The 15,842-nt window shown below is 43.0% G+C and carries 19 protein-coding genes and 1 riboswitch; all 19 genes read right to left on the bottom strand.

Annotation, left to right across the window (positions count from 1 at the left end):
• Positions 1-3: 3 nt before the first annotated feature.
• On the bottom strand, positions 4-831 hold the full coding sequence (locus FQV28_RS18985) for a sulfite exporter TauE/SafE family protein (protein ID WP_146498091.1): 828 nt from the start codon (positions 829-831) through the stop codon (positions 4-6).
• The gene (locus FQV28_RS18980; RefSeq protein WP_146498090.1) at positions 832-1,692 is read right to left on the bottom strand and encodes a DUF72 domain-containing protein; all 861 of its coding nucleotides are present in this window, start codon (positions 1,690-1,692) and stop codon (positions 832-834) included.
• A 619-nt stretch (positions 1,693-2,311) separates the two neighbouring features.
• Complete coding sequence (locus tag FQV28_RS18975) at positions 2,312-2,497, bottom strand: hypothetical protein (RefSeq protein WP_146498089.1); 186 nt, start codon at positions 2,495-2,497, stop codon at positions 2,312-2,314.
• Positions 2,498-2,684: 187 nt separating this feature from the next.
• Positions 2,685-4,082 (bottom strand): Fe-S cluster assembly protein SufB, encoded by a 1,398-nt coding sequence (gene sufB / locus FQV28_RS18970; protein WP_146498088.1) that lies wholly within the window; start codon positions 4,080-4,082, stop codon positions 2,685-2,687.
• Positions 4,083-4,103: 21 nt separating this feature from the next.
• Positions 4,104-4,544 carry a Fe-S cluster assembly sulfur transfer protein SufU gene (gene sufU / locus FQV28_RS18965; protein WP_106534124.1) on the bottom strand — a complete coding sequence of 147 codons (441 nt, stop codon included), beginning with the start codon at positions 4,542-4,544 and terminating at the stop codon, positions 4,104-4,106.
• The gene (locus FQV28_RS18960) at positions 4,534-5,763 is read right to left on the bottom strand and encodes a cysteine desulfurase (RefSeq protein WP_146498087.1); all 1,230 of its coding nucleotides are present in this window, start codon (positions 5,761-5,763) and stop codon (positions 4,534-4,536) included. Before FQV28_RS18960 ends, sufU begins: the two co-directional genes overlap by 11 nt.
• Positions 5,763-7,067, bottom strand: coding sequence for a Fe-S cluster assembly protein SufD (gene sufD / locus FQV28_RS18955; RefSeq protein WP_146498086.1), 1,305 nt, complete (start codon positions 7,065-7,067; stop codon positions 5,763-5,765). Before sufD ends, FQV28_RS18960 begins: the two co-directional genes overlap by 1 nt.
• A gap of 18 nt (positions 7,068-7,085) precedes the next feature.
• Positions 7,086-7,871, bottom strand: a complete 786-nt coding sequence (sufC, locus tag FQV28_RS18950) for a Fe-S cluster assembly ATPase SufC (RefSeq protein ID WP_304608790.1) — start codon at positions 7,869-7,871, stop codon at positions 7,086-7,088.
• Between the two features lie 428 nt (positions 7,872-8,299).
• Positions 8,300-8,458: a YuzK family famiily protein gene (locus FQV28_RS19705; protein WP_483312999.1), complete on the bottom strand. Its 159-nt coding sequence runs from the start codon at positions 8,456-8,458 to the stop codon at positions 8,300-8,302.
• A gap of 186 nt (positions 8,459-8,644) precedes the next feature.
• On the bottom strand, positions 8,645-9,166 hold the full coding sequence (locus FQV28_RS18940; RefSeq protein ID WP_146498083.1) for a hypothetical protein: 522 nt from the start codon (positions 9,164-9,166) through the stop codon (positions 8,645-8,647).
• Between the two features lie 85 nt (positions 9,167-9,251).
• Complete coding sequence (locus FQV28_RS18935; protein ID WP_146498082.1) at positions 9,252-10,460, bottom strand: dicarboxylate/amino acid:cation symporter; 1,209 nt, start codon at positions 10,458-10,460, stop codon at positions 9,252-9,254.
• A 149-nt stretch (positions 10,461-10,609) separates the two neighbouring features.
• Positions 10,610-11,425, bottom strand: a complete 816-nt coding sequence (locus tag FQV28_RS18930) for a MetQ/NlpA family ABC transporter substrate-binding protein (protein ID WP_146498081.1) — start codon at positions 11,423-11,425, stop codon at positions 10,610-10,612.
• A 52-nt stretch (positions 11,426-11,477) separates the two neighbouring features.
• Positions 11,478-12,146, bottom strand: a complete 669-nt coding sequence (locus FQV28_RS18925; RefSeq protein ID WP_146498080.1) for a methionine ABC transporter permease — start codon at positions 12,144-12,146, stop codon at positions 11,478-11,480.
• Complete coding sequence (locus FQV28_RS18920) at positions 12,139-13,164, bottom strand: methionine ABC transporter ATP-binding protein (protein ID WP_146498079.1); 1,026 nt, start codon at positions 13,162-13,164, stop codon at positions 12,139-12,141. The genes FQV28_RS18925 and FQV28_RS18920 overlap by 8 nt, the downstream gene beginning before the upstream one ends.
• A gap of 84 nt (positions 13,165-13,248) precedes the next feature.
• Positions 13,249-13,352: riboswitch (SAM riboswitch) on the bottom strand.
• Positions 13,353-13,384: 32 nt separating this feature from the next.
• Positions 13,385-13,711, bottom strand: coding sequence for a thioredoxin family protein (locus FQV28_RS18915; protein WP_146498078.1), 327 nt, complete (start codon positions 13,709-13,711; stop codon positions 13,385-13,387).
• 6 nt (positions 13,712-13,717) lie between these two features.
• A complete protein-coding gene (locus FQV28_RS18910) occupies positions 13,718-14,056 on the bottom strand; it encodes a hypothetical protein (RefSeq protein WP_146498077.1) in 339 nt (112 codons plus the stop codon).
• A gap of 60 nt (positions 14,057-14,116) precedes the next feature.
• Positions 14,117-14,497: a glycine cleavage system protein GcvH gene (gene gcvH / locus FQV28_RS18905; protein WP_146498076.1), complete on the bottom strand. Its 381-nt coding sequence runs from the start codon at positions 14,495-14,497 to the stop codon at positions 14,117-14,119.
• A gap of 78 nt (positions 14,498-14,575) precedes the next feature.
• Positions 14,576-14,929: an arsenate reductase family protein gene (locus FQV28_RS18900; protein WP_146498075.1), complete on the bottom strand. Its 354-nt coding sequence runs from the start codon at positions 14,927-14,929 to the stop codon at positions 14,576-14,578.
• A gap of 374 nt (positions 14,930-15,303) precedes the next feature.
• Positions 15,304-15,729, bottom strand: coding sequence for a DUF4275 family protein (locus tag FQV28_RS18895; protein ID WP_146498074.1), 426 nt, complete (start codon positions 15,727-15,729; stop codon positions 15,304-15,306).
• Positions 15,730-15,842 lie beyond the last annotated feature (113 nt).

Genomic DNA, 15,842 nt, shown 5'->3' with positions numbered 1-15,842 from the left:
TCTTTAAGAACTGAATAACCCTTCGTATATCGAACGCAGCCCCAAAACTAAGAGCGCAATCCGCAAAATAACAATCAGTGTATCGGAATTGAGTTTTTTGTTCAGTGATGCACCAACTTTGGCGCCAATGTAGGCTCCTGGCACCACCGCCAATGTATAAATCCATGGCACATTGCCAAGGGAAATGTGTGTTATCGAATTGACAATGGCCGACAAAAACACCATAAACATTGATGTCCCGATCGCCACATGCGGCGGAAACAAGAACAGCAAAATCATCGCTGGAACAATTATCGAACCGCCCCCAATACCGAACAGCCCGGAAGCGAATCCGATAAAGAAGGTCAATAGCAAAGCAAACCAGATTGGATAGCCATAGACATATTCCTTGTTTTGTTTATCGGTGAAAGTATAGGTTCTGCCATGTTCGACAAACCAATGGACCGTTTTTAAACGGTCACGGACCAAAAGGAGCAGGGCAAGCAACACGAGCAAGATACCAAAATAGAGATTGAAGGTAGGCAAGTCCAAATTTTTATTTACGAACGCGCCAATAACCGTTCCCGGCGCACTGCCGATAAAAAAGATAAAGCCGCTCCTGTAGTCGACCGTCTTCACTTTCATATAGGATAGCGTCGAAGACAGGCCTGTGAAAATCATCATGATTACAGACAACCCAACGATTTTCTGCGGCGACAAGTCCGGGAAAAACGCAAAAGCCGTTCCGAGGAACAGCAGCGACGGAACAAGAATGACACCTCCGCCAAGGCCGATTAATGCACCGACGATTCCCGAAAACAAACCGACAACCGCCATCAAGACAAATATCACTTAAAATCCTCCCTCAAACAAATCCATTTGCTTCGGTGCCAAATTTTCATACTCCAAACCATTCAGCTCTTTAAATGCTTTCGCATTTCCTGCCGCATGGCCACCGGAATTATTGTTGAAAATAACATACACTTGCTCAGTTGTTTCATTCAGGCTATTAACCGCTCGGCTGATTTCCGCTAATTCTTCTTTGTTGTAATCGTACAAATAACGCACTTCACGCCATTTTTGGCCGTGCCCAGGGCTTTGCCACCCGTGGACATTGCGGCCGTGCAGACGCATTAAAACTTTGTCTTTGCGCGTTGAAATCGGCACAAGCGGAATAGACCCCTCTCCCGCTTGCGGTTCATCACAAACCGAATGGATTAAATGATTCTCTCTTAAAAACTCCAACGTTTTTTCGCGAAGTTCCGGGGAATACCAAGATTGATGGCGGAACTCTATGGCCAGATCAAATTCCTTCAACTTTTCTGTAATTTCCCTGATTTGCTCAACATGCTCTTTCTTGCAGTCAAACCAGGGCGGGAATTGAAGCAACACCATAGCGAGCTTTCCGGCTTCTTTCATTGGCCGGACTGATTTAATATACGCTTCAAACATAGCCTCTTCACTTTCAAACGGATTTTCGCCTCGCTGATGCCCCGTCATCCCTTGATATGCTTTGACAATGAACTGAAAACCATCCGGGGTCTCATTGATCCATTTGGTGATATTGCGTTCGGGCTGTACCGCGTAAAATGACGAATCCAGCTCCACAATGGGAAAATGGGAACTATAATCGATTAATCGCTCTGTCTTTTTCGAACCAGGGCTATAAACATCCGGATGATCGCCCCATCCCGTCAATCCAATATTAATCATCGGTTTCGCCTCCGATTTTTCTTTATTATTTTATGATAGCACAATATTGGCAAAAGGTCGTTTGGCCAATATTGTTGCCTCTTTTCATGCATCAATGCCCAGACGATCAGGAAGAAAAAAGATGAATTGCCTATTCTTCTTGCTCCATTTATGCCGGACTTTTCTCAGCATCACTTTCTGGCAGACTCGCAGCACGGCTAAAGCCTGGCATTAACAAAAATTGAAGTTCATCGAGAGAAGAGCTTACATGGCCAATAGCCGCCTGCATAAAACTTTCGCCGTTTCTTGGCCTCAAGAACCAGCACCGAAAACAGCTTTTAAAAAACAATTTACAAAATACAACTGCCCTAAACCTAAAGAGATATTCGAGGAAGGCTGTAAGCTTTATTAAAATCCCGCTCAGCAAGTTTAAAGTGTTTGGTAACACATTATTTTGCACCCGGCTCTAGTGTGTTATCTAACTATATTCCCTATACGATAAGAAAACATTAAACCCCTGCTCATGGCTTCGAATTTGCTTCAAGCCCTCTTACCCTATTCCCATTAAAAATAGCCTTTAGCGTATACGTAATACACCAAAGGCTATTGCCTCTTATCGTATGAACTTTTTAACATCTTCTTAGAATATTCCACCGAGTCCTTTGCCGCCAATGACAGATTTTGCAGATTCCATCAGTTGATTCTTTTCATTTTCATCGATTTTTCCATCGGCATGTGCCTGTTTGGCTTCTTCCATTACTTCTTTTGCTTGTCCCATGTCTGCGTTGCTCAGCTTCTCTTTTAATGCATCAAATGCTTGACTCATCTACGATATACCTCCTTGAATTTTAACTTCTTAGGTTGTATACCCCTTATGCAAGCTATAAAACTGCAAGAATTATCATGATTCTACCTGAATGGCTCTGCATTAAGGACATTTCGGTATAAAGTAAAATCCATAAAAATAACCCTTGGCATGAGCACTGTCATACCAAGGGTTGATTATTAATTGATTAACCGATTGAACCTTCCATTTCGAACTTGATGAGACGGTTCATTTCTACCGCGTACTCCATCGGAAGTTCTTTTGTGAATGGCTCGATAAAGCCCATAACGATCATTTCTGTCGCTTCTTGCTCAGAAACACCACGGCTCATCAAGTAGAACAATTGCTCTTCTGATACTTTCGAAACTTTCGCTTCGTGTTCCAATGATACGTTATCGTTTAAGATTTCGTTGTATGGAATTGTATCAGATGTAGATTGGTTGTCCATGATCAATGTATCACATTCGATATTCGAACGAGCGCCATCCGCTTTGCGTCCGAAACGAACGATTCCGCGGTAAGATACTTTCCCGCCTTGTTTCGAAATGGATTTCGAAACGATAGAAGAAGAAGTATTTGGTGCCAAGTGAATCATTTTCGCTCCAGCGTCTTGGTGTTGGCCTTTTCCTGCAATTGCAATCGAAAGAGTCATACCGCGAGCGCCTTCTCCGCGAAGGTAAACTGCTGGGTATTTCATTGTCAATTTAGAACCGATGTTGCCATCAATCCATTCCATTGTTCCGTTAGCGTCAACGAATGCGCGTTTCGTAACAAGGTTGTAGACGTTGTTTGCCCAGTTCTGAATTGTTGTGTAACGGCAATAAGCATCTTTTTTCACGACGATCTCAACTACTGCTGAGTGAAGTGAATTTGTTGTGTAAACCGGAGCTGTACAGCCTTCTACATAGTGAACGCTTGCGCCTTCATCTACGATGATCATTGTACGTTCGAACTGCCCCATGTTTTCCGAGTTGATGCGGAAATAAGCTTGAAGCGGTGATTCCACTTTTACGCCTTTTGGCACGTAGATGAATGAGCCACCTGACCATACCGCCGTGTTAAGTGCAGCAAATTTATTGTCAGCAGCAGGAATAACTGTCTGCCAGTATTCTCTGAACAAGTCTTCGTTTTCACGAAGCGCTGCGTCTGTATCTTTAAAGACGATTCCCATATCTTCAAGTTCAACTTTCATATTATGGTAAACAACTTCGGACTCATACTGGGCAGAAACACCAGCCAAGTATTTTTGTTCCGCTTCTGGAATACCCAATTTATCAAAAGTAGCTTTGATTTCATCAGGCACTTCATCCCATGAAGTCTGGCTTGCTTCAGATGGTTTTACGTAATACGTAATTTCATCAAAGTTTAGCGCACTCAAATCGCCGCCCCATTGTGGCATCGGCATAGAATAGAACAATTTTAATGCTTTCAAACGAGATTCAAGCATCCACTCTGGCTCATTTTTGATATTCGAAATTTCTCTGACGATATCTTCAGTCAGTCCACGAGCTGATCGGAATACCGATACGTCTTTGTCGTGGAAACCATATTTATAATCACCGATTTCTGGCATTTGTTTTGCCATCGTCGTTCCTCCGTTCTTGTATTACGATTTGCCTTCGCTTTGCACGCCTTTTTCCATGGCTTTCCATGCAAGCGTTGCGCATTTGATCCGTGCCGGAAACTGAGAGACGCCTTGAAGGGCTTCAATATCCCCTAAATCAATTGTATCATCATAATCTTTGCCAAGCATCATATCAGAAAAGATATGAGAAAGTTGAAGCGCCGTATCGACGTCTTTCCCTTTGACCGCTTGCGTCATCATTGAAGCTGAAGCCATCGAAATGGAACAGCCTTCCCCGTCAAATTTCGCATCTTTGACAATGCCTTCTTCCACTTGCAGCGTCAATTGGATCCGGTCCCCGCAAGTCGGGTTGTTCATTTCAATGTTTACGCTATCGTTATCAAGGGTTCCCTTATTTCTCGGCGTTTTATAATGATCCATAATAACTTGGCGATAAAGCTGGTCTAAATTTTTAGAAGACATCGCTGAAATACTCCTTTGCTGAACGCAAGCCTTCTACGAGACGATCGATATCCGATTCATCATTGTAAACGTAGAAGCTAGCGCGGGCTGTGGCTGTACATTGCAGCCATTTCATGAGCGGCTGCGCACAATGATGCCCTGCACGGACAGCGATGCCGCTCATATCAAGAACCGTTGCCACGTCATGCGGATGGACATCATTCAAGTTGAATGTCACAATGCCTGCACGTTTTTGAGGATCGGTCGGCCCGTAAATTTGGAGTCCGTCGATTTCACTCATGACGTCCATAGCGTAAGCCGCCATTTTATGCTCATGCTGTTCGATTTCATGCAAGCCGATTTCGTTCAAGAAATCAATCGCTGCACCTAAACCTACTGCTCCGGCAATAATCGGTGTGCCGCCTTCGAATTTCCACGGGAGCTCTTTCCAAGTGGAATCGTATAGTCCGACAAAGTCGATCATTTCTCCGCCAAATTCAATCGGTTCCATATTGTTCAATAAATCCTTCTTGCCATATAATACGCCGATTCCGGTAGGTCCACACATTTTGTGGCCAGAAAAAGCGAAGAAATCGCAATCCAGGTCTTGCACATCAATTTTCAAGTGAGGAGCCGCTTGTGCTCCGTCCACTACCATGACCGCTCCATGTTCGTGCGCAATTTGCGTCACTTCTTTAATAGGGTTCATAGTTCCCAGAACATTTGATACATACATCATCGATACAATTTTCGTCCGGTCTGTTACAGCCGCTCGAACTTGTTCCAATGAAATAGTCCCGTCCGGGTTTAACTCGATGTATTTAAGAACAGCGCCACGCTCTTTCGCCAATTGCTGCCATGGAATCACGTTTGAGTGGTGCTCCATATACGTAATGACGATTTCGTCCCCTTCTTCAACATTCGCCCGTCCGTAGCTTTGCGCCACTAAGTTCAGCGCAGTCGTTGTTCCGCGCAGAAAGATGACTTCTTCGGTCGATTTGGCGTTGATGAATTTCCGGACTTTTTCGCGTGCTCCTTCATACATATCAGTTGCCCGGTTACCGAGAGTGTGAACCCCGCGGTGGACATTGGCATTATCAAACTCATAATAATGCTTTAATGCTTCAATAACTTGAACCGGCTTCTGAGATGTCGCTGCACTGTCCAAATAGACAAGTGGATGTCCATTCACTTCTTGGTCGAGTATGGGAAAATAACTTTTTATCTCTCGATTCATCATTAGCGGACTTTCCTTTCGATAACCTCCGTCAATTGCTTTTTAACGCCTTCTATTGGCAGTACGTTAACAACCGGTGCCAAGAAACCGTGTATAACAAGACGTTCAGCCTCTTGTTTTGTAATTCCGCGGCTCATCAAATAGAACAATTGCAATGGATCCACGCGCCCTACAGAAGCTGCGTGGCCTGCTGTAACGTCATCTTCATCTATTAGCAAAATCGGGTTTGCGTCTCCGCGGGCTTGAGGGCTCAACATCAAAACGCGCGATTCTTGTTCAGCGTTCGATTTTGTTGCACCATGCTCGATTTTGCCGATTCCATTGAAAATGGAAGAAGCGGAATCTTTCATAACGCCGTGCTTCAGAATTTGGCCATCGGAATTTTTGCCCCAATGAACCACTTTTGTCGTGAAGTTCTGTTTTTGAGATCCTCTTCCAACGACTACTGTTTTCGTATCGCCAGCCGAGTTGTCTCCAATAAGATGGGTTACGTTTTCAGAAATCGTATCGCTGTCGTTCATCAAACCAAGTGCCCATTCAATGCGAGCATCACGGGCAGCAATTCCGCGGCGGTTTACATAAGTTGTAAAGCCTTCCGCAAGAACATCAACAGCTCCGTACGTAATTTGGGCATTGTCTTCAGCGAAAACTTCAGAAACGATATTCGCTAAACCTTTTGCATGAGGCACGGTAGACAAATAGTTTTCCACATAAGTCACTTTACTGCTCGTGTCAGCAACAACGATTACATGGTTAAATAACGAAACTTCTTCGTCGTCGTGGATAAACACAACTTGAACTGGTTCTTCAACTACTACATTTTTAGGAACATAAAGGAATACTCCTCCGTTTAAAAGTGCAGCGTGAAGGGCAGTCAGTTTATGTTCTTCCGCTTTAACCGCTTCTTTCATAAAGTATTTTCCAACAAGATCGCTATGTTCGCGGATTGCTGTGAAAATATCTGTCAAGATAACGCCTTTTGCTTTCAACTCTTCAGAAAGAGACAGATATGCTGGCGTATTATTGTGCTGGATGTATAAGTTCTTTTTCTCTAAGTCAACAATCGACTTAACGTCTTCTGGAAGTTCATCCAATGAAGTGTAAGTTGAGCTTTCTTTTGTATGAACTGGGAAATCCGTGAAGTTCCAGTTCGCAATTTTTGTTTTATCCGGTTTCGGCAACGGCAAAACCGCTGCAGCAGCCAATGCTTGTACGCGCAGTTCAGTAAACTCTTCAGGTTCTGATTTAGAAGCCGAGAAGGAGCGCACTTCCTGCTCGGTGATTTTCATGTTTGTTTCAACCGCCACGTTAGTCTCCCCTTCCAATTATGCTTCTGTTCCTACGGTCTCGTCTTCAATGCCAAGTTCCGCTTTGATCCAGTCGTAGCCTTCTGCTTCAAGTTTGTGAGAAAGTTCTTCTCCACCGGATTTAACTACACGGCCTTGCATCATCACGTGAACATAATCAGGAGTGATGTAGTTCAACAAGCGCTGGTAGTGAGTGATGATCAGGCAGCCGAACTCTTCGCCTCTCATTTGGTTGACGCCTTCTGCTACAACTTTCAATGCATCGATATCAAGTCCGGAGTCGATTTCATCCAAGATAGCAAATGACGGTTTGATCATCATCATTTGAAGGATTTCGTTGCGTTTCTTTTCTCCGCCTGAGAACCCTTCGTTCAAGTAGCGCTGCGCCATTTCTTCGTCCATATCTAAAACTTCCATTTTCTTATCCAATTCACGGATGAACTTCATCAAAGAAATTTCATCGCCTTCTTCGCGGCGTGCGTTCATGGCAGAGCGCATGAAGTCAGCGTTCGTTACACCAGAAATTTCGCTTGGGTATTGCATGCCAAGGAAAAGGCCAGCGCGGGCGCGTTCGTCAACTTCCATTTCTAATACGTCTTCGCCATCCAATGTAATGCTTCCAGAAGTTACTGTATATTTAGGATGCCCCATGATAGCAGAAGCTAGAGTAGATTTCCCCGTTCCGTTCGGCCCCATGATCGCATGGATTTCACCTGTTTTAATTGTTAAGTTTACACCTTTTAAAATCTCTTTTCCTTCGATTTCAACGTGCAAATCTTGGATAACCAAAGTTGACATGTAAATACCTCCATAAAGTTAATTTTGAATGGAAACCATTCTTAATTAGTATCATTCTAATCTTAACCGAAAACCACCTTAGTAGCAAATCATTAAACCGGATCCACAAATGATAATTAAACAATTTATAACACTGAATTTCTACAGTATACAAGCGTTTTCAAGGTATATTCCGCGTGTTTTTTTATTTTCAATAAAAGATTACTAATTGAGAATACATATCATTAATATCCCTTGGACAAGTCCTCGACTTTCTAATTTAACTCTAACGTTGCGTTTGGTCTTTTAGAACCACCGCACTTATACAATTTACCGAAAAAATGCTGGAAAAAGAGGTGTCAACGGATTAAGAATTGTGTTCATCCCGCCATGTATTCGGTAACTGAAATGCCGTATAAATAAAAAACAGCCAATGCGTTAAGCATCGGCTGTTTTTATAAACTGCGGTGCACTTGGTTATCCAAGCGTGCTACCATCTGTTGGCTTTTCTGATATTCCTGTTCCCTCTTCTGTTCTACTTTCACAAGCAATTCAGGATTGTTTTCGCATTCATGAATTCCAAACCCGTGAGCATCTCGAAATGCATGCTCCATATTTTCTGTTACTTTAATTTCTTGAAAACTAATAGTAACCATTCCTTTCAAATGTATAGTTATTATTAGTTTACCCAATTTTATGGAACTTAAACAAAAAAATACTTATCCAATATTTTTTTGAGAATAGCTTGTCAAAAAGCCAATTAAAAAACCCGGCAAGATTCTGCCGGGTTTCGCTTCAAATTAGTTGGATACTTCATTCAAAATACTTGAAGCAGCCAAGCCTTGTTCTTCAAGAAGTTTGTTGAATGTTTCATCAGCTTGAACAAACTTTTCGTTTGCAGCTTCGAAAGACGCATCTTTTGAAAGCTCTTCCGCTTTCATAGAATAAGATTCTTTAATAGAAGCTAATGCCCCTTCGATATCCGCTTGGTGATCAGCCAGTGATTCCGGAATCTCAATTCCTTCTACTACCGTTCCAGCTTCATTAGCAGAAGCAGCAGCTGCTTCTTTCATTTTTTCAAGGTCATCGCCTTCCGGAAGTGTGCCTTCCACCTGCGCCGATTCAAAAGCATTCAAATCTTTATCAACTGCGTTGATTTCTTGAGGAATCGACATGTAAAATCTCATCAATTCTTGTTTCACGTTTGATTCTTTTTCAGTAGTTTCTGTGCTTGATGCAGTTGTTTCTTGAGCTGCATTCTCTTCGCTGCAAGCTCCTAAAAATAATGCAGCTGTTGCGCCAACCAATAGTAGTTTCTTCATGATAGTCCTCCTGATAATTGAATTCTCAGATATCGTATCATAGCTTTTAACTACCGTATAGAGCTGGCGAAATAGCCATAATATATCAAATGTTGGTACTTTTCAAAACTTTGTCAGAACTAGTTTCAAAAACTTTTTCTTCACGTGTAAACCGGTCAACGATCATAGCGAGCGCCCCGTCTCCAGTTACGTTCGTAGCCGTGCCAAAACTATCTTGAGCAAGGTAAAGTGCAATCATCAATGCAACCATGGTCTGGTCAAAGCCGAGCATTGTTTCAAGCAATCCAATTGCGGCCATTACAGCACCGCCAGGTACTCCAGGCGCTGCAATCATCGTAACCCCAAGCATCAAAATAAACGGGAAGAAAGAACCGAAAGCCGGCGTGCCGCCTGTCAAAAGCAAAACGCCAATGGCGCATGAAACAAGTGTAATGGTGCTTCCGGATAAATGGATTGTTGCAAAAAGCGGCACTGTAAAATCGGTCACACGTTCGTTGGCTCCGGTTTTGCGCGCTTGGCGCAATGTCACAGGGATAGTAGCAGCCGAGGACTGAGTTCCAAGAGCAGTGAAATAAGCGGGCATCATCGTCTTTAACAAATAAAGCGGGTTTTTCTTATTCAAAGAACCTGCTGCCGTATACTGAATTGCCAACATTGTCCAATGGAGAATGATGATCATGACAAACACAATAGCGAATAGCGATAAAATTTTCGCAACGGCGCCACCGTAAGCCATATTGGCAAATATACCGAAAATGTGGAAAGGCAGCAGCGGGATAATGACGCGCGAGATCGTTTTTTCGATAATTGCCTGGAATTCCTCAAAAAAGGTGATCATTGTTTTGCTTTCAGTGGCAGCCATGCCGATTCCAAGCAAAAACGCTAAAATTAAAGCGGACATTACTCCAAAGACGGGAGGAAGGTCGAGCGCGATAAAGCTTGTGGCCAAAGCTTCTTCCGGATTTTCAATTTCCCCCAAAGATTTTCCGCCCATAAAATTAGGCAAAATAGTAGTTGCAGCAAAAAATGCTAGAGTTCCTGCAATAATCGTTGAAAGATATGCAAAGGTTGTAGCTAAACCTAATAATTTCCCGGAACCCTTGCCAAGTTGGGCAATCCCCGGAGCGATAAAACCAAGGATGATCAAAGGCACTATAAAGTTAAGAAAGCTTCCAAAAACAGTTGTAAATGTAGTAAATAAGCGGACCATCCATTCAGGAGCAATAGATCCAATAGCAATCCCTAAAACAATGGCAACAGCAATCCTCGGCAACAACCCAAACTTGATCTTCACAAAACGTCCTCCCCATGTGTACAATTGATTTTTTAATATTATCCTAAATTAGCATATGGTCCATCAAATTGTAAGTACTTCTAAATTACACGGAATATTTTTATTATTTAAACCTAAATAAAAAAGCACCCCTAAGGGTGCCAAGCAAATTATTCGGCCGGTACGATTGCCCCGCCCCACTCTTCAAGCATGAAATCTTTGATTTCTTCTGAGTGTAGAACCTCAACCAATTTCGCTACGTTTTCATTTCCTTCGTCTTCCGCACGCACTGCAATGATGTTAGCGTAAGGAGAATCTGAACTTTCAAGAGCGATTGAATCTTCTAGTGGGTTCAAGCCCGCATCGATTGCGTAGTTTGAGTTGATCAATACCGCATCGCCTTCACCTGATTCATACATTTGAACCAGCAATGCTGCTTCATAGTTCGCATCGAATTCAAGGTTTTTCGGATTTTCTACAACGTCGCTAACTTCCGCAGCTGTTTTTTCAACGCCTTCATCCAATTTGATCAAACCTTCAGCTTCTAGCATTGAAAGGATACGGCCATGGTCGGCAACCGAGTTGCTCATTAGAATTGTTGCGCCATCTGGCAATTCATCTAATGATGCATGTTTCTTCGAGTAAATGCCGATCGGCTCGATGTGAATGCCGCCTGCGCTAACAAAATCATAGCCAAACTCTTGCTTCTGATCTTCTAAATACGGGATGTGCTGGAAGTAATTCGCATCGATTTCCCCGCCCTCTAAATCTTGGTTCGGCAAAATATAATCTTGATAAGTTTCGATTTCCAACGTTACGCCCTGCTCTTCAAGAAGCGGCTTTGCCTGCTCTAAGATTTCTGCATGAGGCACGTTAGATGCACCAATTTTCAATGTGCTTGACTCTTCGCCAGAACCGCCAGATCCTGAACCGCATCCTGCTAGTGTCAATGCTGTTAATAATGTTCCCGCTAGTAATTTCTTCATGTGAATCTTCTCCCTTTTTTCTAAGTTGTTTTATAGAACAGTTAAACTGTTATTACCGTTTGTCCGAACGAACTGTGATAAAGTCGCCAATAAATTGAATTGCAAATACGATAACCAAGATCAAGATGGTGGCCATTAAGGTCACATCTTCACGGCTTCTTTGGAAACCGTCCAAGAAGGCCAATGTACCAAGACCGCCTGCACCAATGATCCCCGCCATGGCTGTATAGCCGACTAGGGCGATGGCTGTTACGGTAATTCCTGAAATCAAAGCCGGCTTAGACTCGGGAAGCAATACTTTTCGGATAATGGTCCAAGTTGTCGCTCCCATTGAACGGGCTGCTTCGATAACGCCTTTGTCAATTTCTTTAAGTGCAATCAGCACCATACGTGCATAAAATGGAGCTGCACCGATAATAAGTGCGGGCAACGCCGCATTGGGTCCGCGTATTGTACCAATCAAGAATTTCGTAAAGGGAATCAGTAAGATGATCAAAATGATAAAAGGAATGGAACGAAAGATATTGACGAATGCTCCAGTTAACCAGTTAACTATTTTGTTGGCCCAAAGTTGTCTAGGTGCCGTTAAGAATAAAACAATGCCCAAAACAATTCCTATAACAAAAGTAAAAAATGTCGACATGGCTGTCATATATAGAGTTTCAAGGGTAGCTTCCCACATTTTGCCCCAATCTACGTTTGGAAATAAAGATTCAATCATTTGCCATCACCTCTGTCTGGATATTTTCGTTGTTTAAAAATGCGATGGCATTCGCAATTTCTTCGCGTGTCCCTTTCAACTGTAAAATCAATGTTCCATAAGCACCGCGTTGTGTATGTGAAATATTCCCTTGAACAATATTGACTTCCACCGGATTTGTACGAATCAGTTTCGTCAAAATCGGCTGCTCGGTTTGGTCTCCTACAAATAACAATTTCACCAAATCACCAGTGGGGTACAGTTCACGCAAATGTTTGATCGTCTCATTCGAGTCTTCTGTTTCTGTAACTTGCGCCACAAACCGCTTCGTAATTTCTGCTTTCGGCGCTTGGAATACACTTAGCACATCGCCAAGTTCCACCACTTTCCCGCCTTCCATAACGGCAACGCGATGGCAGATTTTCCGGATAACGTGCATTTCGTGCGTGATCAAGACAATCGTCAATCCGAGCCGCTTGTTGATGTCTACCAATAAATCAAGGATAGCATCGGTTGTTTCAGGATCGAGTGCAGATGTTGCTTCATCGCATAACAGCACTTCGGGATCATTGGCGAGCGCACGGGCGATGCCGACACGCTGCTTCTGGCCACCGGACAGCTGGGAAGGGTAGGCATTTTCACGGCCAGCCAATCCGACTAATTCGACCAGTTCCATAACGCGGGCATCCCGCTTATTTTTTGGCACGCCTGCAATTTCAAGCGGAAACGCGATATTTTCCTTTACGGTTCTTGACCAAAGCAGATTAAAATGCTGGAAAATCATGCTGACTTTTTGGCGTGCTTTTCTAAGTTCTGCCCCTTTGATCGCTGTAATGACTTGATCATTGATTTGGACCGTACCGGTTGTCGGTTTTTCTAGTCCGTTCAATAGACGGATCAATGTACTTTTCCCTGCACCGCTATAACCGATAATGCCGAAAATTTCGCCAGTGGCAATTGATAGATCGACACCATCCACTGCTGTTAACGCACCTTTTCCAGTGTCGTACGTTTTCGTCACTTGTTTCAATTCAATCATTTCTAAACACTCCTACTTCAAAATAAAAACCCTTCTGCGCAGAAATAAGCAGAAGGGTATTCGCAGTTATATACGGACACCGATCTCTCATCTCCCAAAGCATGGCTTTGCGTGAATTGGCACCATTTCATTTTCATGACGGTTGCCGGGCTTCATAGGGCACTTCCCTCCACCTCTCTTAATAAGAGTACGTTATGAAATTCACAATCAGAAATCCAATTTACCATGCACGTTGTGCTGCGTCAACAACTTTTAACTTTTCGTATATAAAAGGGACAGACTGGAAGGCATAAATCTTTTCCTTAACCAAACCATCTTCTGTAATAATCAAGCAAGGAACACTTTCCACTTCGTATAAACCGGCTATTTCCTGCACGTAATTCAAGTTTGCTTTGCCAATATTCAAATCCGGCAACAATTCCCGGACAACCTCAAGCATCTTCGAAGTAACTTGGCAGGTGCCGCACATCGGCGTGTACAAGTAAAAGGCCGTCATTCGATGAGTGTTTTTTTCTTTGAGCCATTCTTTATGTGTCCATTCGTTCATTTTCGATCATCCTTCGGCTAATAACTGATTGACCCGGACATTGGCACTGATGAGCACATCTAGCAAGATCCGTATCGGGGTTGTCGCAACTTCCTTGTAGCTGCGGTTAATATAAAAATGCCTGGCTTCAGGAAACTCACGCTTAACTAGTTTTCTCAATTGTTCTCCTGATTTGTCGGCATCCACAAGCACAATAATATCCAAGCCTTCGTAAGGCAACAGCAGTTCTTCCAGTCTTGTCGCACTGACGGTGCCATTTGTGCAGAGTATTGTGACTGGTTCAGCAATAAGAGGCGCAATTCTTGTTTTATCGGTAAGCCCTTCGACAACAATCACTTTATTCATAAGTCCACACCCCGCTAGTTATGATGAAAAAAAGCGCCAAACAAGAGGCGCTTTCGGGTCTTATTCATTAATCATTTTCTCATATTGCTCCGCTGTCATCAATTCATTGACCTCGGATTCGTCAATAGCTTCAATGACCACCATCCAAGCTTGCTCATACGGGGACTCATTGACGAACTCCGGGCTGTCATCCAACTCCGAGTTCACTTCAACCACACGGCCGCTGATTGGCGCGTAAAGTTCAGAAACCGTCTTAACGGATTCCACGCTGCCAAAAGGCTGATCTTTCTTCAATTCGTCGCCTACTTGCGGCAGTTCAACGAATACGATATCGCCAAGTTCAGCTTGCGCAAAGTGAGTAATACCAATGCGCGCAGTACCGTCTTCAAGTTTTACCCATTCATGTTCTTTTGAATAACGAAGCTCTTGTGGTGTGCTCATCCAGACCCCTCCAAAATATGTATTGTGCTCAATTTCAGTTTGACATATTCGCTCGTGAAATACAAGAATCCACTGAACTCACTGCCACGTATTTTCATAATCCGCTTCTTTGAAGCCAAGCGTCACTTTTTTGCCATCCCAAGCCACAGGCCGCTTGATCAGCATGCCATCTGAAGCAAGTAAATTAAACTGCTCTTCTTCGCTCATTGTCGGCAGTTTCTCTTTAAGTCCGAGTTCCCGGTATTTCATGCCGCTTGTATTAAAAAACTTTTTCAGCTCCAAGCCGCTTGCTTGTTGGATTTTGCGCAGTTCTTCTGCTGATGGCGGCGTTTCTGCGATGTTGATTGCTTCATAGTCAGCTCCGTTTGCATCCAGCCATTTCTTGGCGTTTCGGCACGTCGAGCATTTGGGGTATGCGTAAAATTGCATCATGGTGAATCCTCCTTTTCTTTAGCTTAGCAAAAGAAGGGCAGCTAGTCGATGCGATAACAGCTAACAGCCTCTCCCTCCTTCTCTTTCTTGAATGCGTGAGTGGTTTACAACGCTTCGGACGCTCTGTGGATGGCTCCCGAAAGAAGCCGGGCCGCTTCGCCTACTACCTTGACGCCCCTTCGCTAAACATTTGTTCTGTAAAGTTCGTAAAAGCATACTTTTACAGATAAAAAGAAAGAAGATGGGCTCGATTAGCCTTTTCTCTCCCTATATATTCGCATAGCCCCTGATAATGTGGTGATATGTAAACTAGAATTCCTGTGATTCTTCTTATGGGAAAAGTCTCTTCTCAACATAAATCTACTACAACCTTTTCAATCACCTTTGAACTTTTTTCTGTAAAAGTATGGACCCCAGTCTTCTTCATGAGGAATCACATATGTCCAATTAAAGCCTTTGTCCACGACATAGACATCACAATGTTCTCCTGTTACGTTCAACAAATCTTTAGCATTCATGGAAGATGCATATTCCACTTGTAAAACATCGTCGGACTCTTGAAAGAAAATATAACAATATCGCTTGTTTACCTTATCAAAGGAGAGAGCTGCTTCTTTCCTAACCAAGCACTCAGTTTTTTCAGCAGAAAACATATACCATAGAAACTCAGTTAAATATTTATGTTGATCAAATTTAGAATCAGAAAAAGCATGAACCCATTTCTCTCTGTATTCTCGTCCAACATTTTCAAACTCATGGACGACTATTCCTGTTTTGCGAAGAACACTAGCTAATTCGATAGTAGTTACCCCCTCTCGATTACTTCAATGAGATTATATAGATATTCTACGAGATTCGAGCATAAACATAAAATAAGTTTTAAACCGTTCGTAAAAGTACACGTTTACGAACG

Origin of the sequence: Planomicrobium sp. CPCC 101079 (genome assembly GCF_007859275.1) — a bacterium.
Taxonomy (GTDB): domain Bacteria; phylum Bacillota; class Bacilli; order Bacillales_A; family Planococcaceae; genus Planococcus.
Note: the sequence above shows the minus strand (reverse complement) of the source record. Positions and strands in the feature narration are given on the sequence as shown.